Source organism: Streptomyces sp. P9-A4, assembly GCF_036634195.1.
GTDB lineage: Bacteria > Actinomycetota > Actinomycetes > Streptomycetales > Streptomycetaceae > Streptomyces.
In genome coordinates this window covers 2,805,270-2,826,616 of the sequence record NZ_JAZIFY010000001.1, presented here as the reverse complement: position 1 = coordinate 2,826,616, position 21,347 = coordinate 2,805,270, and the positions used below count along the sequence as shown (strand labels likewise).

The 21,347-nt window shown below is 72.9% G+C and carries 16 protein-coding genes; 7 read left to right on the top strand and 9 right to left on the bottom strand.

The genetic code is table 11. The features are described from left to right. Positions 1–18: 18 nt before the first annotated feature. The 4 genes from V4Y03_RS12640 to V4Y03_RS12625 form a co-directional block, all read right to left on the bottom strand. Complete coding sequence (locus tag V4Y03_RS12640; RefSeq protein ID WP_443079779.1) at positions 19–1,773, bottom strand: LCP family protein; 1,755 nt, start codon at positions 1,771–1,773, stop codon at positions 19–21. A 50-nt stretch (positions 1,774–1,823) separates the two neighbouring features. Further along, entirely contained in the window at positions 1,824–3,551 is a 1,728-nt protein-coding gene (locus V4Y03_RS12635; protein WP_332434979.1) for an LCP family protein, read from the bottom strand. A gap of 256 nt (positions 3,552–3,807) precedes the next feature. Next, a complete protein-coding gene (locus V4Y03_RS12630; RefSeq protein WP_317878175.1) occupies positions 3,808–4,998 on the bottom strand; it encodes an LCP family protein in 1,191 nt (396 codons plus the stop codon). A 236-nt stretch (positions 4,999–5,234) separates the two neighbouring features. Next, positions 5,235–5,987, bottom strand: a complete 753-nt coding sequence (locus tag V4Y03_RS12625) for a TIGR03089 family protein (RefSeq protein ID WP_317878174.1) — start codon at positions 5,985–5,987, stop codon at positions 5,235–5,237. Between the two features lie 137 nt (positions 5,988–6,124). On the opposite strand from V4Y03_RS12625, the gene V4Y03_RS12620 reads away from it, so the two are divergent. From V4Y03_RS12620 to V4Y03_RS12610, 3 genes are all read left to right on the top strand, one after another. Continuing rightward, positions 6,125–7,717, top strand: a complete 1,593-nt coding sequence (locus tag V4Y03_RS12620) for an N-acetylmuramoyl-L-alanine amidase (protein WP_332434978.1) — start codon at positions 6,125–6,127, stop codon at positions 7,715–7,717. Positions 7,718–7,889: 172 nt separating this feature from the next. After that, the gene (locus V4Y03_RS12615; protein ID WP_332434977.1) at positions 7,890–8,972 is read left to right on the top strand and encodes an NDP-sugar synthase; all 1,083 of its coding nucleotides are present in this window, start codon (positions 7,890–7,892) and stop codon (positions 8,970–8,972) included. A 92-nt stretch (positions 8,973–9,064) separates the two neighbouring features. Beyond that, complete coding sequence (locus V4Y03_RS12610) at positions 9,065–10,096, top strand: DNA-3-methyladenine glycosylase family protein (protein WP_332434976.1); 1,032 nt, start codon at positions 9,065–9,067, stop codon at positions 10,094–10,096. 28 nt (positions 10,097–10,124) lie between these two features. On the opposite strand, the gene V4Y03_RS12605 is transcribed toward V4Y03_RS12610, so the two are convergent. The 4 genes from V4Y03_RS12605 to V4Y03_RS12590 form a co-directional block, all read right to left on the bottom strand. Next, positions 10,125–10,646, bottom strand: a complete 522-nt coding sequence (locus V4Y03_RS12605) for a hypothetical protein (RefSeq protein ID WP_332434975.1) — start codon at positions 10,644–10,646, stop codon at positions 10,125–10,127. 145 nt (positions 10,647–10,791) lie between these two features. Further along, entirely contained in the window at positions 10,792–12,099 is a 1,308-nt protein-coding gene (locus tag V4Y03_RS12600) for a coenzyme F420-0:L-glutamate ligase (protein ID WP_317876954.1), read from the bottom strand. Further along, a complete protein-coding gene (gene cofD, locus V4Y03_RS12595; RefSeq protein WP_332434974.1) occupies positions 12,096–13,052 on the bottom strand; it encodes a 2-phospho-L-lactate transferase in 957 nt (318 codons plus the stop codon). Before cofD ends, V4Y03_RS12600 begins: the two co-directional genes overlap by 4 nt. Positions 13,053–13,073: 21 nt before the next feature. Further along, positions 13,074–13,619, bottom strand: a complete 546-nt coding sequence (locus V4Y03_RS12590; RefSeq protein ID WP_317876956.1) for a cysteine dioxygenase — start codon at positions 13,617–13,619, stop codon at positions 13,074–13,076. Positions 13,620–14,273: 654 nt separating this feature from the next. On the opposite strand from V4Y03_RS12590, the gene V4Y03_RS12585 reads away from it, so the two are divergent. The 3 genes from V4Y03_RS12585 (at position 14,274) to V4Y03_RS12575 (ending at position 20,058) form a co-directional block, all read left to right on the top strand. After that, a complete protein-coding gene (locus V4Y03_RS12585; RefSeq protein WP_015033978.1) occupies positions 14,274–14,537 on the top strand; it encodes a WhiB family transcriptional regulator in 264 nt (87 codons plus the stop codon). A 263-nt stretch (positions 14,538–14,800) separates the two neighbouring features. Continuing rightward, positions 14,801–18,502, top strand: coding sequence for a glycosyltransferase family 2 protein (locus tag V4Y03_RS12580; RefSeq protein WP_332434973.1), 3,702 nt, complete (start codon positions 14,801–14,803; stop codon positions 18,500–18,502). After that, positions 18,499–20,058: a DUF5719 family protein gene (locus V4Y03_RS12575; protein ID WP_332434972.1), complete on the top strand. Its 1,560-nt coding sequence runs from the start codon at positions 18,499–18,501 to the stop codon at positions 20,056–20,058. The genes V4Y03_RS12580 and V4Y03_RS12575 overlap by 4 nt, the downstream gene beginning before the upstream one ends. Before the next feature lie 73 nt (positions 20,059–20,131). On the opposite strand, the gene V4Y03_RS12570 is transcribed toward V4Y03_RS12575, so the two are convergent. After that, positions 20,132–20,587 (bottom strand): metallopeptidase family protein, encoded by a 456-nt coding sequence (locus V4Y03_RS12570; protein WP_317877895.1) that lies wholly within the window; start codon positions 20,585–20,587, stop codon positions 20,132–20,134. A 299-nt stretch (positions 20,588–20,886) separates the two neighbouring features. Here V4Y03_RS12570 and V4Y03_RS12565 point away from each other — a divergent pair, with 299 nt between their 5' ends. Next, a complete protein-coding gene (locus V4Y03_RS12565; protein ID WP_317877896.1) occupies positions 20,887–21,321 on the top strand; it encodes a DUF3499 domain-containing protein in 435 nt (144 codons plus the stop codon). Positions 21,322–21,347 lie beyond the last annotated feature (26 nt).

The window sequence follows — 21,347 nt, the reverse complement described above, 5'->3', positions numbered from 1 at the left end:
TGTGCGGGGGAGGAGCGGTCAGCTCTTCCCGTCCCACTGGTAGACCGAGTAGACGTCCATGCAGGACGACTTGTCGTCGGCGCCGTCGGGCAGATCGCCCGCGACCGTCGTCGGCCTCTTGAACGTGTTGCCCTCGCGCCAGTCCGATCCGATGACGAGCGTGAGGCCCTGCGCCTCGGCGGAGGCGTGGACGGCCGAGTCCGGCAGCCCGAGCGCCTTGGCCACCGACAGGGCGTTCGCCTTGCCCTGGTCGCCGTCCGCCTTGGGGTAGCTGAGCAGGGTGTCCTTGCGGCCGCTGCCCTTCTTGAAGGACTCGGCCCGGGTGAAGCCCTTGCCCCGGAGGACCTCGGTGATCGTGCGGGCGCGGCCCTCCGTGGCGGCCTGGCCGTCGCCGTCGGTGCCGTTCACGACGGTCACGGCGAGGGAACCGGGGGCCTCCGCAGGCGTCTTGGGCTTCGCGGAGGCGGTCGCCTTCGGCTTGGCGGCCTTGCCTCCGTTCTTGTCGAGGGCGACGTCGTCACGGAGCATCGTCCACATCTTGTCGGCCGACGCCGGGACCATCTCCAGCCACGCGTCCTTGTTCGCCGGATAGGCCACCGTCGGGACCGTCGCCGTCGTGAGGCGGTCGATCTTCACGTTCTTGAGCTGCATCGACAGGTCGAAGAGCTTCTTCACGCTCTTGAGCTCGTCGGAGACCTGAAGCGCGCTCGTGGCGGTCTCGGCCAGCCCCGTGAGCCGCCCGGTGTCGGTCCACGCGTTCTGGCTCTGGAGCTTCTTCATCATGCCGTTGAGGTACATGTGCTGGGCCTTGGCGCGGTTCTGATCGCTGCCGAACGCGTGCCGGGTCCGCAGCCACTGGAGGGCCTGCGTGCCCTGGACATCGGTGGTGCCCTTCTTCAGCTTCAGCCCGGAGCCGCCCTTGACCCTGGCGGTGGACTTGTCGTACACGCCGGTCTTGACGCAGACGGGGACGCCGCCGACCTCGTCTGCCATCGCCACCACGCCGGCGAAGTCGACCATCAGCCAGTGGTCGATGTAGACCCCGGTGATGCTCTCCCAGGTGGTGAGGGTGCAGCCGGGGCCGCCGCGCTGGAGGCTCTCGTTGATCGGCCGGTTGGTCGTGGCGGCGAAGGTCTCGCCGTTCTTGTCCTTGCACTCCGGGATCGGGACGACCGTGTCACGGGGTATGGAGACGATCGAGGCGTTCTCGCGGTCCGCCGAGACGTGCAGCAGCATCTGCACGTCGGCGAGCGGCTTGCGGTCCTTGTCGTTCCGGCCGCCGCCCAGGGCGATGTTCTTCTCGTCCGCCCGGCTGTCCGAGCCGATCAGCAGGATGTTCAGCGGGGTGTCGCCCAGCGCGTTCGGCGCCGCCTTCTTCACGCCGCTCTCGCCGCCGGCCCGTCCGCCGCTGCGGATGTTGCTGTTGAGGTGCTCGTAGTACAGGTATCCGGCGCCGGCCGTGCCGAGTATCAGCACCGACATCGTGATCGCCACCCAGCGCAGCACCTTGCGCTTGCCGGCCTTCTTGGCGCGCCGGGAGCCGCCGCGGCGGTGGCCCGCCCGGCTGTCGGCCTCGCTCGCCCCGCCACCGGCCGCCGCGCCGCGCCTGCGTTCGGCGCGGGTCGGCGTGCCGGCCGCCTCGGACTCGTCGGGCGTCTCGCCGCCGGCGCCGGTGGCCTCACCGGCGCCGTACAGCTCGTCGTCCCAGCCCAGTTCACGGGCGCGCGGAACACGTCCCCGTGTTCCCTCCCCACGCACGCTGTTCTGTCCCACCCCAGGTCCCCTCGTCAGTCAGAAACGCGCCAGGACCCGGTGTTTCCGGGTCACTTGGCGCACACCTGCTTGTCAGCTTCTACCTTTTCGACGTCCGGCGCCTTCACCGGGCCGTTGACGGGCACCCCCGCGCCCTTGAAGTCGGCACCGAGGACGAGCGTCATGGGCTCGCGTACTCCGGCGTCCTGCGTGCCCGGCTTGAGCGCCGTGGCCGGCAGACCCATCATGTCCGCGAGCTTGCGGGCCTGATCGGCCTGGTTCGGTGCGTAGGTGAGCGTGGTCTTCGCCGCCTTCTCGGGGGCGTTGCTCTTGTTGGTGGAGCGGTTGACGCCCTGCTCGTTCTGCAGCCAGTTGATGGTCGACTGGGCCGCGCCCCGGATGCCGCTGCCGTTGTAGACGTCGACGCGCACGGCGGAGGCCTCGGCGCGCGTCCCCTGGAGGAGCTTCGCCTGGGCCTGCGCCTGGGCGTTCTTGGCGTTCTGCTCCTTCTTCTTCACCTCGGTGAGCGACACGTCGGCCTGGAGCGCGGCGAAGAGCTGCGGTGCCTGCGTCGGATTCGGCACCACGGTGATGGGCTTGGGCTCGTCGGGGTTGTCGATGACCGGGAGCGTCGCGAAGGAGATGTTCTTCGTGTCGATCCCGGCCAGCTCCTTGGCCATGTCCTCCAGCTTGCCGAGGGACCCTATGCCCTTGTCGACGGTGAGCGCGCTCGTCGCCGCCTCGGCGAGGTCGTACAGCTTCGTCGGGCTGGTGAGCGTCTCGTTCGACTTCATCTGCCGGATCATCGAGCCGAGGAACTGCTGCTGGACCTTGATCCGGTCGAGGTCGCTCTTGTTGCCGAAGCTGGAGCGGGTACGGACGAAGGCGAGCGCCTTCTCGCCCTCGATGACCGATTCGCCGGCCGGCAGCTTCAGGTGCGACTTCGGGTCGTCGACGGGCTTCTCGACGCAGACCTTCACGCCGCCGACGGCGGTGGTCAGTTCCTTGACGGCGTTGAAGTCGACCATCATGAAGTGGTCGACGGTCAGGCCGGTCAGTTCCTTGACGGTGCGCATGGTGCAGCCGGGGTCGCGACCGCCCTGGCCGAGGCTCACGTTGAAACGGGCCTTCTCCTGGCCGGGGATGGTGAGGATGCTCCCGTCGCTCTGCCGCGACTGGCACTCGGGGATCGTCGTCATCAGGTCGCGCGGGATGGAGAGCGCCGTGGCGTTCGTCCGGTCCTTGGAGACGTGGAAGAGGATCGTGGTGTCCGCGTGGCCGGGGCTGTCCTTGTCGCCGTAGCCGGCGTTGCCCTCGCCGGTCCGCTTGTCGGTGCCGATGATCAGGACGTTGAAGGCCTCGCCCTTGCGGAAGCCCTTGCTCTCGTTGCCGATGGGGTCGATGACCGCGATGTTGCCGTCGAGCTTGTTGTAGAGCAGGTACGCCCCGGTCGCGCCGCCGATGAGGACGAGGGCCATCGTGCCGCCCGTCCACAGCAGGACCTTCTTCTTGCGGGACGCGCCCTGCTTGCGCTTGCGGCGGCTCGCGGGGGGCTGTTGCCCTTCGCCGTCCTGGTCGGCGAGCCGGCGGCGGCGCTGGCCGGGGACGGGCACCTCGACCGGGGTTTCGGCCGGGGTGGGCGCGGGTACGGGTGCGGCGGATCTACGGGTGGCGGACGGAGCCCGCGACTGCCCAGCGGAGTGGTCCAGTCGCAGTTCGTAGTTGCCCGTTCGCGGGTTGAGGACCCACTGGTCGGCGGGGTCGATCTCGTCCGCCCGTCCACGGCTGTGCGCGTCCACGGTTACTCGAGTCCTCCGTCGGTGCCACGCGGGGCGCCTCCCCCGCAGGGCGCCGCTCTCTCGGTCGTTCGATCCTTGGTGAGTGCGACCACGCGGTCGGGGTGCACCGGATCGCGTCACACTATCGGCCCAGTTCAGCGTGGGGCGACGCGCGTGACAAATTCCACGCCCCTTACAACCGGGCAATTTGCTCAAACCTCATCCCTCCCCACCCTCCCCTTGGTTCGCCCTTTACCCATGCCCTCCGCGACCCCCTCTAGGAGCACACACCTTCCGCCGCGCTCCGCCCCGTGAACGTCGGGGTCGCGGCGGGCGTCGGGGTGTCCGCGTCGTCCGGTTTCCCGTCCGAGCCCGGCTTCTTCTCGCCGCCCGGCGTCACCACTACGGGCTTGTCCTCCCGTAGCTGCTTGAAGAGTTGACTCGCCGCAGGCTGTACCAGTTCATCCCGGTTCGCGTCGTATCGGTAGGAGCGGCGCGGCACCGTGAGGAACTGCACCTTCTCCGTCGGGATCGCCCGCATCGAGCGCGCCAGGTCGTACAGGTCCCGCAGCGAGTCGAGCCCGGGGTCCGTGGTGAGGGACTTGGTGGCCGCGTCCAGAACCGGATAGAGCTTCGTCGGGTTCAGCAGCACCCCGTCGCTCTGCACCTTGTTGACGAGGGCGCCGAGGAACTGCTGCTGGCGGTCCATGCGTTCGGTGTCGCTGCCGTCGCCGATCGACTTCCTGGCCCGTACGAATCCGAGGGCCTGCTCGCCGTGGAGCGTCTGACGCCCCGCGGGCAGCTTCAGCTTCGCGTCCGGGTCGTTCACCGGCTCCTTGAGGCAGACCTCGACCCCGTCGACCGCGTCCACCATCTTCTTGAAGCCCCGGAAGTCGATCACCATGTGGTGGTCCACCCGGATCCCGGTCAGCTTCTCGACGGTACGGATCGAGCAGGCCGCACCGCCGAACTCGAAGGCCCAGTTGAACTGCGCGAACTGCTCCCGGGTCCGCGTCCCGTCGGGCTTGCGGCAGCTCGGGATCGTCACCATCAGGTCGCGGGGGAGGGAGACGGCGGTCGCGCTCGTCTTCCCCGCCGCGAGGTGCAGCAGGATCGTCGTGTCGGAGCGCTGGGTGCCCACGTCCTTGCCGTACTTGCGGTTCCCGTCCCCCGACCGGGTGTCCGAACCGATGAGCAGGATGTTCCGGGCGGCGGACGTGCCCGCCGGCGGGCGCTCCTTCTCGTACTTCCGCAGTTCGGTCTCGGCGGTGGTGTCCGTGGTGATGTTGCCGTCGAGCTTCCGGTAGAACCACCAGCCGACCCCGGCGGCGGCCAGCACCGCGAACGAGACGCCGAGCGCGGTCCACCGCAGCCAGTGGCGTCGGCGCGGCGCCTCCGGAGCACCGGGCGCCGCGTCCTCCGTTGCCGGGGGATCCGGTTCGGCGGGCGTGCCCGCGCGGTCCGTCACGTCTGAGTCCGTCCTTCATGGCGTCGGCGGCGCGCCGGGCGGCCGCCGGTCGTAGAAGGAGACGGCCGAACCCGAGGCATGGTTGTGCGGAAGGAGGCGACTCCTCCCGGCCGATCATGTACCGGACGGGGCACACGGACGCGGGAACTCGGCGCGGCGCTAGGCCGAACGAGGGGGTGAACCGGCGCCCGGGTGCGCGGTGGCTTGTGCCGGAGGCGGCGGGCGGCCGGGCCGGCTCAGAGAGCCGAGTGGGTCACCCGCTCGCTCTCCACCCGCTTCTCCAGGCCCTCGGGCGCGAGCCGGTCCAGATTCCGGCACAGGACCACCGACCCGCCCGCCGCGAGGGGTGCGTACAGACCGGCCGAGAGCCCCTCCCAGTCCCCGTACCCGAGTCCCGAGAGCAGTCGCGAGCCGGCGGTCAGGCCGAGCGTCGCCGCGTCCGCGTGCGCCCGCTCGACGAGCCCCGCGCCGTCGCGCTCCGTACCGTCGACGACGAGGGCCGGAGCGCCCGGATCGACCGGTACGAACGGGGCGAAGCGGTCGCCCTGGCTCGGCACCTCGACCGCGTAGTCCGCGTACCCGGCGGGCGCCACGGGGAACCGGCGGCCCAGCGGTGCCAGGGAGAGCGCGATCCGCTCCCCGGAACAGGCGAGGCCCGCCTCCAGCGTGTCGGGACCCGCGACGACGAGGTCCGCGTCCGCCGGGTCGCCGCCGATCTCCACGGTCACCCCGGCGGAGGAGCAGGCCAGCAGCCAGACGGCCGTCTGCCAGTGCGCCGGCAGCAGCAGCGCCAGCCGGTCGCCCGGCTCGGCGGACAGTTCGCCCTGGAGCAGGTTCGCCGTCTTGGCCACCCAATTGGCGAAGGTGGCGACGGACAATTCCACCCGTTCACCGGTGGCGTCGTCGTAGAAGGTGACGAAGGGGCGGGCCGGGTCCGCGGCGAGCGCGGATCGCAGCAGGTCGGCGGGGGTGCGGTCGCTGGCGTTCACGCCGGACAGCGTACGCGGACGGCCGCGCGCGGGTCCGCCGTACCGGTGACGCCGTCCACCGGTCGGCCCGACGGCCCGTCAGTTTCCCGGCCGGTTCCCGGCGAGCGGAACGGCCCACGGGTACGCACGATCGGCCCATGCGTGCCTCACTCGCCTCCTCGATCGCCGTCACCTGCGCGGCGGTCCTCGCCCTGCCGGTCTCCCTCGCCGTCCCCGCGGCGGCCGTGGTGCCCTCGGCGCTCGGACTGCCACCGGCGGTCTCGGCGCAGCCACCCGCACCCGAACTCCCCGGCTCCACCCAGTCCCTGCCGCTGGCCCCGCTCGGCGACGCGTCACGGGCCCTGGGCGGCGGGACGGACGGCTCGGGCGAGCAGGGACTCACCCGGCGCGACGTCAGACCCTTCTCGCTCGTCGGCGTCGTCTGGGACGACCCGAAGGCCGTCCTGCACGGCACCGTTCAGGTCCGCACCCGGGCCACCGGCGGCGGGGCCTGGTCGGAGTGGCAGGACGTCGAGACCCACAACGAGGAGCACGGCGCCGACCCCGACACGGCGGAGGGTGAGGGACGCGCGCTCAAGGGCTCCACGGCCCCGCTGTGGGTGGGCGACTCGGACGGCGTGGAGATCCGGGTACGGGGGGAGGAGACGCTCCCCGAGGGGCTGCGGCTGGAACTGGTGGACCCGGGGGAGGACCCGGCGGCCACACCGGCACCGGGCACGACGGAGGACGCTGCCGAGCCGGGTACGGCTGACGGGGCTTCCGAGCCGGGTACGGACGAGGGTGCCGCCGCCGCGCCCGGTACGTCAGGGAGCGCCCCCGTGCCTCGTACGGCCGCCCGAGCCCCCTCCGTGACCCGCGCCGCCGCGCTCTCCGCCGTGCCCACCCCGGTCGCCCAGGCCGGCGCGAGCGCCGCCGAGGCTGCCGCCGGCGCGGTCAACGCGCAGCTCGCCCCGTACGGCGCCGCCTGGATCCCGGCGCTGTCGAAGGCGGCGACGGAGCTGACGGTCCAGCACCTGCCGCTCCCGCTCCCGCTGCCGATGTCACAGGAGGCGAAGGCCCCCTCATCCCCCTCCGCTCCCGAAGCGCAGTCCGTGCAGGCCGGCGCGGTGGCCTCGAAGCCGTTCATCGGCGCTCGACCCAAGATCATCACGCGCAAGGGCTGGGGCGCGGACGAGGGGCTCCGCGAGAAGGGCTTCGTCTACACGAACACCATCAAGGCGGCCTTCGTGCACCACAGCGCGACCGGCAACAACTACACCTGCCGCCAGGCCCCCTCCGTCCTGCGCAGCATCTACCGCTACCACGTCAAGAGCAGCGGGTGGAGGGACTTCGGCTACAACTTCGCCATCGACAAGTGCGGGAACATCTACGAGGGCCGGGCGGGCGGCGTGGCCAAGCCCGTCCTCGGTGCGCACACCCTCGGCTTCAACACGAACAGCATGGGCATCGCCGTCCTCGGCACGTTCACCCGTACCAACCCGCCGGCCGCCGTGGTGACCGCCGTGGCCCGCCTCACGGCCTGGAAGCTCGGGCTCCACGGGGTGAACCCGAAGGGGACCTCGTACCTCGTCTCGGGCGGCGGAAACCTGTACAAGAAGGGCACGAAGGTCCGGCTCAACTCCATCGCCGGACACCGCGACGGATTCGCCACGGAGTGCCCCGGCGCACGCCTGTACGGCAAGCTCGGAACCGCCCGCGCGAGCTCGGCGAAGTACCAGGGAAGGCCCTGAGGTGCCGGGGAAGGCACCGGGGACGGAGCCGGGGAAGGCGCCGGGGAAGGCGGGATGAGGTCGCGGATGGGGTCATCGGGGCAACCATCTGCATAAACTGACCGGTCATATCGCACGGACGACCGAGCCGGGCGAGCTGACCGAGCCCCGAACAGGAAGCAGAGACGACAAGGTGACAGAAGCGATCCTCCTGGTCGGTGGCAAGGGAACACGGCTGCGACCGCTCACGGTCAACACGCCCAAACCCATGGTCCCGGCGGCGGGCGTCCCCTTCCTGACGCACCAGCTGGCCCGTGCCCGCGCCGCCGGCGTCGAGCACATCGTGCTCGCCACCTCCTACCTCGCCGAGGTCTTCGAGCCGCACTTCGGTGACGGCTCGGCCCTCGGACTGAGCCTGGAGTACGTGACCGAGGAGGAGCCGCTCGGCACCGGCGGCGCGATACGCAACGTGGCCTCCCGGCTGCGCTCGGGCCCCGACGAACCGGTCCTGATCTTCAACGGGGACATCCTCACGGGCCTCGACATCCAGGCCCTCGTGGCGACCCACTCCTCCTCCGGCGCGGACGTCTCGCTGCACCTCACCCGCGTCGAGGACCCCCGCGCGTTCGGCCTGGTCCCCACGGACGCCACCGGCCGCGTCACGGCCTTCCTGGAGAAGCCGCAGACGCCCGAGGAGATCGTCACCGACCAGATCAACGCGGGCGCGTACGTCTTCAAGCGCTCGGTGATCGACTCGATCCCGACCGGCCGACCGGTCTCGGTCGAGCGCGAGACCTTCCCGGAGCTCCTGTCCTCCGGGGCGCACCTCCAGGGCATGGTCGACTCCACGTACTGGCTGGACCTCGGCACCCCGCAGGCCTTCGTGCGCGGCTCCGCGGACCTGGTCCTGGGCCGCGCGCCCAGCCCGGCGGTCCCGGGCCGCTGCGGCGACCGCCTGGTCCTGCCGACGGCCCGCGTCGCCGCGGACGCCAAGCTGACCGGCGGTACGGTCGTCGGCGCGGACGCGGTGGTCGGCGAGGGCGCCCGTATCTCCGGCTCCACGCTCCTCGCGGGCGCGGTCGTCGAAGCGGGCGCGGTGATCACCGACTCCCTGATCGGCGCGGGCGCGCGCATCGGGGCGCGTACGGTCCTCACGGGCGCGGTCATCGGCGACGGGGCGCAGATCGGCGCCGACAACGAACTGAGGGACGGTGTCCGCGTCTGGTGCGACGCGACCCTCCCGGCGGGCTCGGTCCGCTTCTCGTCGGACCAGTAACCCGCCCGCTTGCCCGGGCCGGCGCGCCCCCGCGCCGGCCTGTGCCCCCCGTTACAGGCGGCGCGCGAGCCCACCCGGCTACGCTCGTACCCATGGCCGGCCGCTTCCCCCTCGAACCCACCCGCACCACGGTCCGCGGCGGCCACACCCCCGTCCCCGTCCCCGTCCCCGTCACGGACGCGGCGGCCACGGAAGACCTCGCCGAGAACGAGAACCTCACCGAGGCCGCCCCCCTGGATCTCGGCCTCACCCTCGGCCCCCTCCGCCGCGGCCCCGCCGACCCCACCTTCCGCGTGACCCCCGACGGCTCCGTATGGCGGGCCACCCGCACCCCCGAGGGCCCCGGCACGCTCCGGATCCGCGCGACCGCTACGGGTTCCGGTACGGGTACGGGTACGGAGTCGGAGGCGTGGGGCCCGGGAGCCGCCTGGCTCCTGGACCGCCTCCCGGCGCTCCTCGGCGCCGAGGACGATCCGACCGCCTTCGTCCCCCGCCACAAGCTGCTCCTGGCGACCCACCGCCGCCGCCCGGGCCTGCGCCTCACCCGCACCGGCCTGGTCCTCGAGTCGCTGATCCCGTCGGTCCTGGAGCAGAAGGTCACGACGAACGAGGCCTACGGGTCGTGGCGGCTGCTCGTACGGAAGTACGGCGAACCGGCCCCGGGCCCGGCACCGGACGGGATGTACGTCATGCCGGACGCGCGCGCGTGGACGCGGATTCCGTCCTGGGAGTGGCACCGCGCGAACGTCGACGGCAAACGCGCGGCCACGATCGTCCGCGCGGCGAGGGTGGCGGCCCGGCTTGAGGAGGCCGCGCACATGGACCCGCCGGCGGCACGCGCGCGCCTGGAACTGATCCCGGGCATCGGCCCCTGGACGAGCGCCGAGACGATCCAGCGCAGCAACGGCGCCCCCGACGAGGTCACCACCGGCGACCTGCATCTCCCGGGCATCGTCGGCTGGGCCCTCGCGGGCGACCGTGCGGCCGACGACGAGGCGATGCTGGACCTGCTGGCCCCGTACGCGGGCCAACGCCACCGCGCGGCCCGCCTGATCCTCCTCAGCGGCCGGATCCCGCCCCGCAGGGCGCCGCGGATGACCCCGGGCGACATCACCGGGATCTAGCGGTACGGGGCCTCCGCCGCCGCTACCGCTACTCGGAATCCGGGTGCATCTGCACCCACCGGCCGCCGACCGACTTCATCTCCACGCCGTAGTACGGCTGGGGCTGCGCGGCAGGAGAGCCCCCGGACCGCACCCGACTCCGCCCTGCGGAGGACACCCGCTCGGGGGCCGCCTTCTTCCCGGCCACCTTCTTCACAGGCACAGGCACAGGCACAGGCACCGGCCTCCCAGCCGCCTTCTTCCCGGCCGCCTTCTTCGCAGCCACCGGCCTCCCGGCCTTGGCCGGTGCCGTTCCCTTCGCAGCCGTTCCCTTCGCAGCCGTCCGCTTCGAGGCCGTCCCCGGCTTCTGCGCGTCCCGCTTGCGCAACTGCTCGATCCTGCGCAGCATTTCGCCCCGGCTCATCGGCTTCGCGGGCTTCGGAGCTGCCGCCGCCGCGGCGGCAGCGGCCGCGGCGGCGACCTTGACGGGCACTCCGGTCACCGGGCGGCAGGCGCGGTGCGCCGGCCGCCCGTCACGGACGAGGACGAGCTTCTTCGGGGAGATCGGCATCGCGCAGACGATGCAGCACCTGAGATTCGAGGTGTTGGACGTGGACATGGCCCCCCTGTCGCACTTGGCCGAGACGGCAGGATAGTGCCCGCCCCCGCCCCGGAACAGGCCCTTCGGCCTCCCCGGGTGGGCCGCCCGCACCCCCTCAGCGCACCTCGACGAACTCCGAGGCCGACCGCGCCGCCCGTTCCCTGGGCGCCCCCGCCGCATGCCCGATGGCCACCGCGCCCAGCGGGTCCCACCCGGCCGGCAGGTCGAGGACCTCCCGTACGACGTCCCGGCAGAACATCGTCGAGGACACCCATGCCGAGCCCAGCCGCTCACCGGCGAGCGCCACCAGGAAGTTCTGCACGCCCGCGCCCGCCGCCACCACGAACATCTCGCGCTCGGCGGCGTCCCGGCGCGGGTCGCCGTAGTGGTGGGAGCCGTCCATGACGAGACAGGGCACGGCCAGGTAGGGCGCGTTGCGCAGCACGTCCCCGCGCCGGACCCGCTTCGCGATGGACTCCTCGGACTTCCCGTCCCGCCGCAGGTCCGCGATCCACGCGTCCCGCATGGCGTCGAGCAGCCGGACCCGCGAGGCCGCGGACTCCAGGAGTACGAACCGCCACGGCGTGGTGTGGTGCGGGGCCGGTGCGGTCACGGCCGCGGCGACCGCACGCCGTACCGCGCCCGGGTCGACCGGCTCGTCGGTGAACTCCCGTACCGTCCGGCGCAGCGTCACCGCCTCCCGTACGGCCTCCGACGTGCCGAGCCGGAACATGTCGTCGGCGGCGCCGCGCACCAGCGCCCGCGCCCCCGGCTCCTCGTCCCCGGCCACCACGTGCGGCAGTCCGCGTACGACGGCGACCGGCAGGCCGTTCGCCTTGCCCTTCACCAGGTCACCGGCGGCGGCGAGTTCGTCGGCGGTGGCGACCACGGTCGCGCTCAGCGGATTGCCGTACGCGTCGGTCCCGCCGCGCAGGTCGTCGAGGACCCGCACCCCGGCCGCCCCGATCGCGACGTCGGTGAGCCCGCTGCGCCAGGGCCGCCCGAAGGTGTCCGTGACGACGACGCCGACCTCGACACCGAGCGCCTCGCGCAGCCCCGAACGGATGCGGCGCGCCGAGGCGTCGGGGTCCTCGGGCAGCAGCAGCACGGTTCCGGCGGGGGTGTTGGAGGCGTCGACCCCGGCGGCGGCCATGACGAGCCCCTGCCGGTTCTCGACGATCCGGAGCGGACCGCGCCGGGCCACCACCCGTACCGTCTCGGCGTCGATGGCCTCCTCGCGGTCGTCGGCGGCGATCACCCGCCCCTCGGCCTTGCTCACGATCTTGGACGTGACGAGGAGGACGTCCCCGTCGACGAGTTCCGGCGAGACGGAGGCGATCAGCTTGGCCAGGTCGTCACCGGCCGCGACCTCGGGCAGTCCGGGCAGCGCCCAGACACGGTAGGAGGGCGGTACGGCGGTCACCCGCGGACCTCCTCGGCGAGCGCCAGGGCCTCCCGCGCCATCGCGGCGGTCGCCTCGACGTCGGTCATCATCAGCGGCACCGCCCGGCAGCGGATGCCCGCCGCCTCGACGGCCGCGACCGCGCCCGCGTCGACGGTGTCGACGAGCCAGCCGTGGACGAGTTCGGAGCCGTAGTTCTCGGCGACGGCCGCCGCCGTGGACTCCACGCCGACCGCCGCGAGGACCTTGTCGGCCATGCCGCGCACGGGCGCGTCGCCGACGATGGGGGAGAGGCCCACGACGGGCGCCTTGGCCGCGACGATCGCGTCACGGATGCCGGGCACGGCGAGGATCGTCCCGACGCTGACGACGGGGTTGGACGGCGGGAAGAGGATGACGTCCGCCTCGGCGATGGCCTCCAGGACGCCCGGCGCGGGCTTCGCGGCCTCCGCGCCGACCGGCACGATCGCCTTCGCGTCGACGGAGGCGCGCAGCTTCACCCAGTACTCCTGGAAGTGCACCGCGCGCTGCTCGCCGTCGACCTCGATCGCCACATGCGTCTCGACCCGGTCGTCGGACATGGGGAGGAGTCGTACGCCGGGCTGCCAGCGGGCGCACAGCGCCTCGGTGACGGCGCTCAGCGGGTAGCCGGCGCCGAGCATCTGCGTACGGACGATGTGGGTGGCGAAGTCCCGGTCGCCGAGGCCGAACCACTCGGGTCCGACCCCGTACGCCGCGAGCTCCTCCTTGACGGTGAAGGACTCGTCCGTACGTCCCCAGCCCTGCTCCTCGTTGATGCCACCGCCGAGGGTGTACATCACCGTGTCCAGGTCGGGGCAGACCTTCAGCCCGAAGAGATGGATGTCGTCACCGGTGTTGCCGATGACCGTGATCTCCGCGTCAGGCGCGGCCTGCTTGAGGCCGCGAAGGAAACGGGCACCACCGATGCCGCCGGCCAGAACCACAATGCGCATGTACGGCAGTCTGTCAGGCGGTCAGCCGACGACGACCCCAGGGGCGGCCGGGGCGCCGGACGCGCCGGACGCCTCCGCCTCGACCGGAGCGCACTGCTCGCGCGGCGACTCGTGCATCGGCATCTCGGTGAGGCCGGGGAAGTAGACGTGCAGGCTGACGGCCGGTTCGAGGGAGTCGTTGACGACCTCGTGGACGTAGCCGGGCGCGAACACCCGCTCCCCGCCCGGCGCGAGCGTCCGCCCGCCCCGGTCCGTACGCTCCGTCAGCTCGCCCTCCAGGACGGTCAGCACGCCGGAGGAGAGGCCGTGGCCGTGGAGCCCGCTGCCCTGGCCCGGCACCCAGGAGAGCAGCCACACCTCGTAGCCGGGGCCCGTGCGGAGCCGGTGGTACCAGCGGGTGGTGGCGTCGTACTCGACGTACGGGGCCCACTGGGCGCGGTCGGCGGCGATCGAGCGCGCGAGGCCGGTGAACTCGGCCACCGTCTCGGGGTGGGCGCGCTCGGGCTGGAGGAGGTGCGGGACCTCGAGGATGTCGCCGGCGATCTGAAGGTCGCTGTCCATGTTCATGGGTGGGGAGGTTCCTCAGCAGAAACAGAAGCGGTGGAGGGTCACGGAAGAGACGTGACGCGAGTGACGCAGGGTGACGCTGGGAGAAGAAGCTGGAGCTCTAGGGCATCAACAGCTGGAACAGCAACAGCAACAGCGCGCCTGGACAGCGCGGCGGAACCCACGGCTGTGGGTCGCGGCGGGCGCTGTGGTCGCTGGCATGCCACCAAAGGTGGCCGGAAGCGCACCCGACTGTCAACTCAATGCCCGATTTGGGGGTAATGTTTCACCTCATCCGGTTACAGTGCCCGGAGAAAGGTTTGTTCAGGCCCGGACCAGGCAACATGGCGCTGCAACCGCGCCCGTAAACATGGACCGGTCCATGATCGGGCTGTGATCAGGATCGCTTCCATGGCTGGATCGCAACAGGATCCGAGTCTCGGACGTCCTTTCTCGTGAGGGCCGCGCGGTGCACCCAGGTTGGTGGCATGTGTCATGTTTTTGGTGATTTGAACACTTTCCGCATAGGCTTGGTTCCGCAGAGTGAATACGGGGCCCGATAGCAGATCTCCGCTTGACTCGCGCAGAGCACGAACTTGTAATTTCACTCGTGTCGTTCGGCCGGGTTCGCAACGGCAAGACCACGGGGACGCACAGAACAGACGAGGGGCGCACATGACCGAGTTGTTCCAGGAACTGCTGGTCGAGGACGCGGACGAAGAACTCGGCTGGCAGGAGCGCGCGCTGTGCGCCCAGACCGATCCCGAGTCCTTCTTCCCCGAGAAGGGCGGCTCGACCCGCGAGGCCAAGAAGGTCTGCCTCGCCTGCGAGGTCCGCTCCGAATGCCTCGAATACGCCTTGCAGAACGACGAGCGCTTCGGCATCTGGGGCGGTCTCTCCGAGCGCGAGCGGCGCCGCCTGAAGAAGGCCGCCGTCTGAACGGCGGGAAACCCGCCGGGCCCCGCGCGCCACTGCGCGCACACCGGGAACACGGAGACCAGGCGAACGGTCCGCCCCCTGTGCTTCATCCACAGGTGGCGGACCGTTCTGCTTGTTTTGTACGGAAAGCCTTCCGGAGCCCTTCCGCCCGCTCTGTCCACAGGGCGTCGGACCGCTCCGCGCACAGCCGTTAGTGTGGGCCTCCGTCCGAGACGCACCCCACGCCCCCCGCGGGCGACCCCGGCCGGAGGGCCCGTAGCTCGATGTCCTCAACTCCTGAGTTTCCGCGACACGTCGTCACCGCCGTGCTCGTCACCCACGACGGCGCCCGCTGGCTGCCGGACGCCCTCGCCGGGCTGCTCGCCCAGGAACGCCCCGTGCAGAACGTGGTCGCGGCCGACACCGGCAGCGCCGACGACTCGGCGCAGCTCCTCGCCGACGCCGTCGGTGCCGACCGCGTCCTGCACCTCGCGCGCCGCACCGGCTTCGGCGCCGCCGTCGAGGAGGCCGCGCGCACCGCGCCTGTGCTCGGACCCGAGGACCTGCCCTACCTGAAGCGCCCCAGCGGCTGGGACCCCGTCAGCCGCACCTGGGACGACGGCGCCTACGACCTCCCCGAACTCCCGCACGGCGAACCGGTCCAGTGGCTCTGGCTCCTCCACGACGACTGCGCCCCCGAGCACGGCGCCCTCGCCGAACTCCTGCGCGTCGCCGACTCCGACGCGGACGCCGCCGTCATCGGCCCCAAGCTGCGCGGCTGGTACGACCGGAAGCAGCTCCTGGAGACCGGCGTCTCCATCGCCCGCAGCGGACGCCGCTGGACCGGGCTCGACCGCCGCGAGCAGGACCAGGGCCAGCACGACCAGGTCCGCTCCGTCCTCTCCGTCTCCACCGCCGGCATGCTCGTCCGCCGCGACGTCTTCGAGGAACTCGGCGGCTTCGACCGCAGGCTGCCCCTCATGCGCGACGACGTCGACCTGTGCTGGCGCGCCCACTCCGCCGGCCACCGCGTCCTCATCGCCCCCGACGCCGTCCTCCGGCACGCCGAGGCCTCCGCCCGCGAGCGCCGCACCGTCGACTGCGCCGGCCGGACCGCCGCCAACCCGCACCGCGTCGACAAGGCCGGCGCCGTCTACACCCTCCTCGCCAACACCCGGGGCGCCGCACTCCCGTACGTCCTGCTCCGGCTCGTCCTCAGCACCCTGCTCCGCACCCTCGCCTACCTCGTCGGCAAGGTCCCCGGCCAGGCCGTCGACGAGGTCATGGGCCTCCTCGCCACCCTGCTGCGGCCCGAGAAGATCCTCGCCGCCCGCAAACGCCGCAAGAACCCCGAAGTCCCGGCGAGCGAACTCCGCCCGCTGTTCCCGCCGCCCGGCGCCACCGTCCGCGCCGCCGTCGAGCAGTTCACCGCCAACTTCGGCGGCTCCGAGGCCGAGTCCGGCGGCTCCCGCCACGGCGTCATCGAGTCGGGCCCCGGCGGCGACGACGCCGACTACCTGGAGATCGAGCAGTTCGCCCGGCTCAAGAAGATCGCCCGCAAGCCCGGCCCGGTCCTCTTCGCCCTCCTGCTCCTCATCTCCCTCGTCGCCTGCCGCAACCTCTTCGCCGGCGGCTCCCTCGCGGGCGGCGCCCTGCTGCCCGCCCCCGACACCGTCTCCGGCCTCTGGTCGCGCTACGCCGACAGCTGGCACGCCCTCGGCACCGGCGGCACCCAGACCGCCCCGCCCTACCTCGCTGTGCTCGCCGCGCTCTCCGCGCTCTTCCTCGGCTCCACCTCCACCGCGCTGACCCTGCTGCTCGTCTGCTCGGTCCCGCTCGCCGGCTTCACCGCGTACTTCGCCGCCCGAGGCATCGTCGAGTCCCGGCTGCTCCGCGCCTGGGGCGCCATCGCCTACGCCTTCCTGCCCGCCGCCACCGGGGCCCTCGCCACCGGCCGGCTCGGCACCGCCGTCCTCGCCGTCCTGCTCCCGCTGACGGCCCGCGCCGCCGTCTCCGCCCACGGCTTCAACCGGCCCGACCGGGGCAGCTGGCGCGCCACCTGGGCGTACACCTTCCTGCTGACCTTCGCGACCGCGTTCACCCCGGTCGTCTGGCCGCTCGCCGTCCTCCTCGGCATCGGCGTGCTCGTGGTGCGCCGCTCCGACATCACGGCGTACGGCCTGCGCTTCCTCGCCGCCGTCGGCACCCCGCTGCTCGTCCTCGCGCCCTGGTCGCTCACCCTTCTCACCGACCCCGCGGCCTTCCTGCGCGAGGCCGGCCTCGACATCCGTACGGGCACGGCCACCGCGCTCGACCTGCTCGGCACCAGCCCCGGCGGCCCCGGCACCACCGGCGGCCTCCTGCTGGCCGGTCTCGTCCTCGCCGCCCTGGCCGGACTGCTCCGCGAGGAGCGGCAGCTCGCCGTCCGCGCCGCCTGGGCCGCCGCCCTCGCCGGCCTCCTCTTCGCCGCCCTGTCCAACGGCGCCGGCGGCACCGGCTGGGCCGGACCCGCCACCCTCGTCTACGGCGCAGCCCTCATCGCCGCCGGCATGATCGGCGCCGAGGGCGGACGCACCCGCGTCGCCGCCCACGGCTTCGGCTGGCGCCAGCCCGTCGCCGCCCTCATCGCCCTCGCCTGCGCCCTCGGCCCGGCCGTCGCCGCCGTCGGCTGGATGATCGGCGGCGCCGACGGCCCGCTGACCCGGCGCGACCCGGTCCAGGTCCCGGCCTTCGTCGCCGAGGAGAGCGCCACCCGCGACCAGCCCCGCACCCTCGTGCTCGGCGCGGGCGCGCCCGGCGAGGTCGCCTACACCCTGGTCCGCGGCTCCGGCGCCCGCCTCGGAGACGCCGAACTCACGGCGGCGGCCGAGGGCGACCCGCGCCTCGACGACGTCGTCGCCCACCTGGTCGCGGGCTCCGGCGCCGACCAGACGCAGGAACTCAGCGGCTACGCGATCCGCTACGTGCTCGTACGGGACGGGGCGCCGCGCCAGATGAGCCGCGTGCTCGACTCCACCCCCGGGCTCAGCCGCCTCAGCCAGCTCGACGGCAGCGCCCTCTGGCGCGTGGACCGCGAGATCGCCCGCGTGATGATCGTCCCGCCGGCCGCCAAGACGACCGGGGGAACGACGGAGCCCGCCAAGGGATCCGAGCCGGTCGCCGTCGCCGCGGGCCCCGTCGAGGCGCACACCACGGTCCCCGCCGGCCCCGCCGGCCGCGTCCTGCGGCTCGCCGACCGCGCCGACGAGGGCTGGACCGCCACCCTCGACGGCCGGGAACTCACCCGCACCACCGTCGACGGCTGGGCCCAGGGCTTCGAACTCCCCGCCCAGGGCGGCCGCCTCGACCTCACGTACGACCAGCCGCTCACGCACACCGCGTGGATCTGGGCCCAGGTCGGCCTCGCCGTCGTCCTGCTCGTACTCGCCCTGCCCGGCCGGCGCCGTGAGATCGACGACGACCTGCCGGAGGAGGAGCTCGCCATCCCCGCCCAGGCGACCGAGGGCGACGGCCGCCGGGCCCGCCGGCTCCGCGCCGCCGCCGAGGCGGAGGCCGAGGCCGAATCCGGGACCGCCCGGGAACAGGAACAGGAGCCGGATCAGGAACCGGCCCCGATCCCGGAGCAGCAGGCGTACGAGCCCCAGGAGTGGGACGGCAACGGCAACGGCTACGACCCCGCGTACGCCCAGGCCCAGGCCCAGGATCAGCAGGCGTACGCCGAGCAGGGCTACTACCAGGGTCAGCAGGAGTACACGGCCGACCCGTACCAGCAGCAGCCGTACACGTACCCCCAGCAGGGCTACGACCAGCAGCAGCAGCCGTACGGGGGCCAGCCCGGCTACGAGCAGCAGCCCGGGTACGGCCAGCAGTACGACGGGCAGCAGCCCCCGTACGACCCTCAGCAGTACGACCCGTACAACTACGGCTACGGATACCCCCAGGGCCACGAGCCCGAGCAGCGTCCCGACGGGAGCAGCAACCAGTGAAGCGCACCACCCTCTCCCTGATCGCGGGCGCCACGGCCCTCGCCGCCGTCACCGGCTTCGCCTCCCTCACCACCCCGGACGGCCCGGCGGCCCCCGAGGCCAAGGCCGCCACCCGCCTGCCGGTGCAGCGCGCCGGCCTGGTCTGCCCGGTGCCGAGCACCTCCGAGGTGGCCGAGACCCTGTACACCTCGTACACCCCGCCGAGCACGATCGCGGGTACGGGTACGGGTACGGGCTCGGGCGCGGCGAAGGGCGGCGGGTCCGGGAAGACCGAGCAGCCCACCGCCCAGCTGCGGCCCGCCGTGAACACGACGACCTCCGGCGGCACCGCCAAGGGCGGCAAGAAGGCCAAGGCCCCCAAGGCCCCGGCCACCGTCACCGCCCCGGGCAAGCCGGTGACCGCCGAGGCGGACGGCTCCGCCGCGCCCGCCCTGACCGGCGCGGCGACCGGCACCCTCGCCCCGGGCTGGACCGTCCAGCAGACCACCGTCGTCCCGGCGGGCGGCGCGCGCGGCCTCCTCGGCCTCGGCTGCGGCGCCCCCGACACCGACTTCTGGTTCCCGGCCGCCTCCACCGCCAAGGAACGCCAGGACTACGTCCACCTCACCAACCCCGACGACACGGCCGCCGTCGTCGACATCGAGCTGTACGGCCCCGAGGGCGCGCTCAAGTCCCAGTTCACCGAGGGCATCCCGGTCCCCGCCCGCTCCACGGTCCCGGTCCTCCTGCCCACCCTCACCGGCGAGGCGGCCCAGCAGGACGTCACCGTCCACGTCAGCACCCGCAGCGGCCGGATCGGCGCCGCCATCGCCGCCGCCGACGAGAAGCTCGGCAGCGACTGGCTCCCGGCCGCCGCCGACCCGGCGAGCAGCGTCGTGCTCCCCGGCATCCCGGGAGACGCGACCTCGGTACGCCTGGTGGCCTTCGTCCCCGGCGACGACGACGCCGACCTCAAGGTCCAGCTGGCCACCACCAGTGGCACGATCGTCCCGGCCGGCACCGACACCCTCCATGTGAAGTCCGGGATGACGGCCTTCGTCGACCTGCCGGGCCTCACCCGGGGCTCGGCGGGTTCCCTGCTGCTCACCCCGAGCGACCCGAAGAAGCCGACGCCGGTCGTCGCCGCCCTCCGGGTGGTCCGGGGCAAGGGAGCGGACACCGAGATCGCGTTCCTGCCGGCGACGGCCCCGGTCGTCGCCCGCGCGACGGTCGCCGACAACCGGGCCAAGGGCTCCACGCTCTCCCTGACGGCGCCCGGCGCGGCGGCCCAGGTCAAGATCACGGCCTCGGCCGGTTCGGGCGGGGGCACGCCGGTGTCGAGGACGGTCACGGTCAAGGCGGGCACGACGCAGGCCATCACCGACCTGGTCCCGGAGGGCCTCAAGGGCTCCTACGCGCTGACCGTGGAACCGGTCTCCGGCGGCAAGGTGTACGCGTCGCGGACCCTGGCGCTGCCGCTGGACGGCACGCCGATGTTCACGATCCAGACGTTCGTCGACGACCGGGGCACGGTGGAGGTCCCGGCGGCCCGCCAGGACCTCGGAGTCCTGGACTGACGAACGGCCCGGTCGGCCCTCGTACGACGAGCCCGACCGGGAGGGGTGCGCCGGGCCCGCCCCCGTAGGACGATCAGTCCTGCCCGTACCGAGGATCGACCGACTCGGGGGAGAGCCCGAGCAGTTCCGCGACCTGCTCCACGACCACCTCGTGGACCAGGAGCGCCCGGTCGTCACGGTTCTTCGAGCGGATCTCGACCGGGCGCCGGTAGACGACGACCCGCGCCGGCTCGTTCTTCTCGGCGGGCGCGGAGCCGCCCAGCGGCACCGTCTCGCCCGACACCGCCGGCGGCACCTCCATCACCATGAACTCGACGTCCGCCAGCTGCGGCCAGCGCCGCTCCAGGCGCTCCACCGAGTCCAGGACCAGATCGCGGAAGGTGTCGGCCCGGCTCGCGGAGAGCGGCACCTGCGGCGGGGCGACGGGCCCGCGCATCCCGCGGCCGTGCCGGTCACGGCGGCGCACCCGAGGCTCCGCGGGGGGCTCCGTGGAGTGGTGCGAGGGGCTCGGCGGCACAGGACTGTCCATCACTGACGCAGCGTAGCCCTCATCCGTCCCTCCGCACGGTGGCGCATCCTCGCCACCTCCCCCCGTGCTCCCGCCCCGCCGCCACACCCTCTGTCGAAACCTGACCATTCCGGCCAATCGTCCGCTCGATCCGGCTGCCCCTCACGATCGGCCATCTGGCCGTGGTTGACCGGATCCGTACCCCTGAGTGTCCGGATCGACTCCCGCCCGCGCCCCCGCGCGCCCCCTCTCCCGCAGGTCGGCGGAGCGGCTCGGGGAGGGCCGATGGCGGAGGTCACACCGCGACACGGTGGAGTGACCTGAGGGAGAGTCGTCGCGGCCCGCTCAAGAGTGCGGTACCGTCCAACGTCGTGAGCCCTGTACGTCGCTGTTCGCGCACTGCGTGCGGCCGCCCTGCCGTCGCGACACTGACGTACGTCTATGCCGACTCGACTGCGGTCCTCGGCCCGCTCGCCACCTACGCCGAGCCCCACTGCTACGACCTGTGCGCAGAGCACAGCGAGCGCCTGACCGCCCCACGCGGGTGGGAGGTCGTGCGGCTCACCGACGGTTCCGCCCCGCCCCGCCCCAGCGGCGACGACCTCGAAGCGCTGGCCAACGCGGTCCGGGAGGCGGCCCGCCCCCAGGAACGCGCGGCCGAGTCCGGCGGCAAGGGCGGCGGAGGCCGTGGCGGAGACCCCATGGAGGTCGGGCGCCGGGGCCACCTCAGAGTGCTCCGTTCCCCCGACAACTGACCGCAACAGGCCACCGTCCGCGCCCC

Excerpts from the sequence above, each read along its gene's own strand:
- cofD (WP_332434974.1), bottom strand. The coding sequence starts at position 13,052 with ATGCGCATTGTGGTTCTGGCCGGCGGCATCGGTGGTGCCCGTTTCCTT.
- V4Y03_RS12580 (WP_332434973.1), top strand. The coding sequence starts at position 14,801 with ATGTCCTCAACTCCTGAGTTTCCGCGACACGTCGTCACCGCCGTGCTC.
- V4Y03_RS12610 (WP_332434976.1), top strand. The coding sequence starts at position 9,065 with ATGGCCGGCCGCTTCCCCCTCGAACCCACCCGCACCACGGTCCGCGGC.
- V4Y03_RS12570 (WP_317877895.1), bottom strand. The coding sequence starts at position 20,587 with ATGGACAGTCCTGTGCCGCCGAGCCCCTCGCACCACTCCACGGAGCCC.
- V4Y03_RS12585 (WP_015033978.1), top strand. The coding sequence starts at position 14,274 with ATGACCGAGTTGTTCCAGGAACTGCTGGTCGAGGACGCGGACGAAGAA.
- V4Y03_RS12620 (WP_332434978.1), top strand. The coding sequence starts at position 6,125 with ATGCGTGCCTCACTCGCCTCCTCGATCGCCGTCACCTGCGCGGCGGTC.
- V4Y03_RS12605 (WP_332434975.1), bottom strand. The coding sequence starts at position 10,646 with ATGCCGATCTCCCCGAAGAAGCTCGTCCTCGTCCGTGACGGGCGGCCG.
- V4Y03_RS12590 (WP_317876956.1), bottom strand. The coding sequence starts at position 13,619 with ATGAACATGGACAGCGACCTTCAGATCGCCGGCGACATCCTCGAGGTC.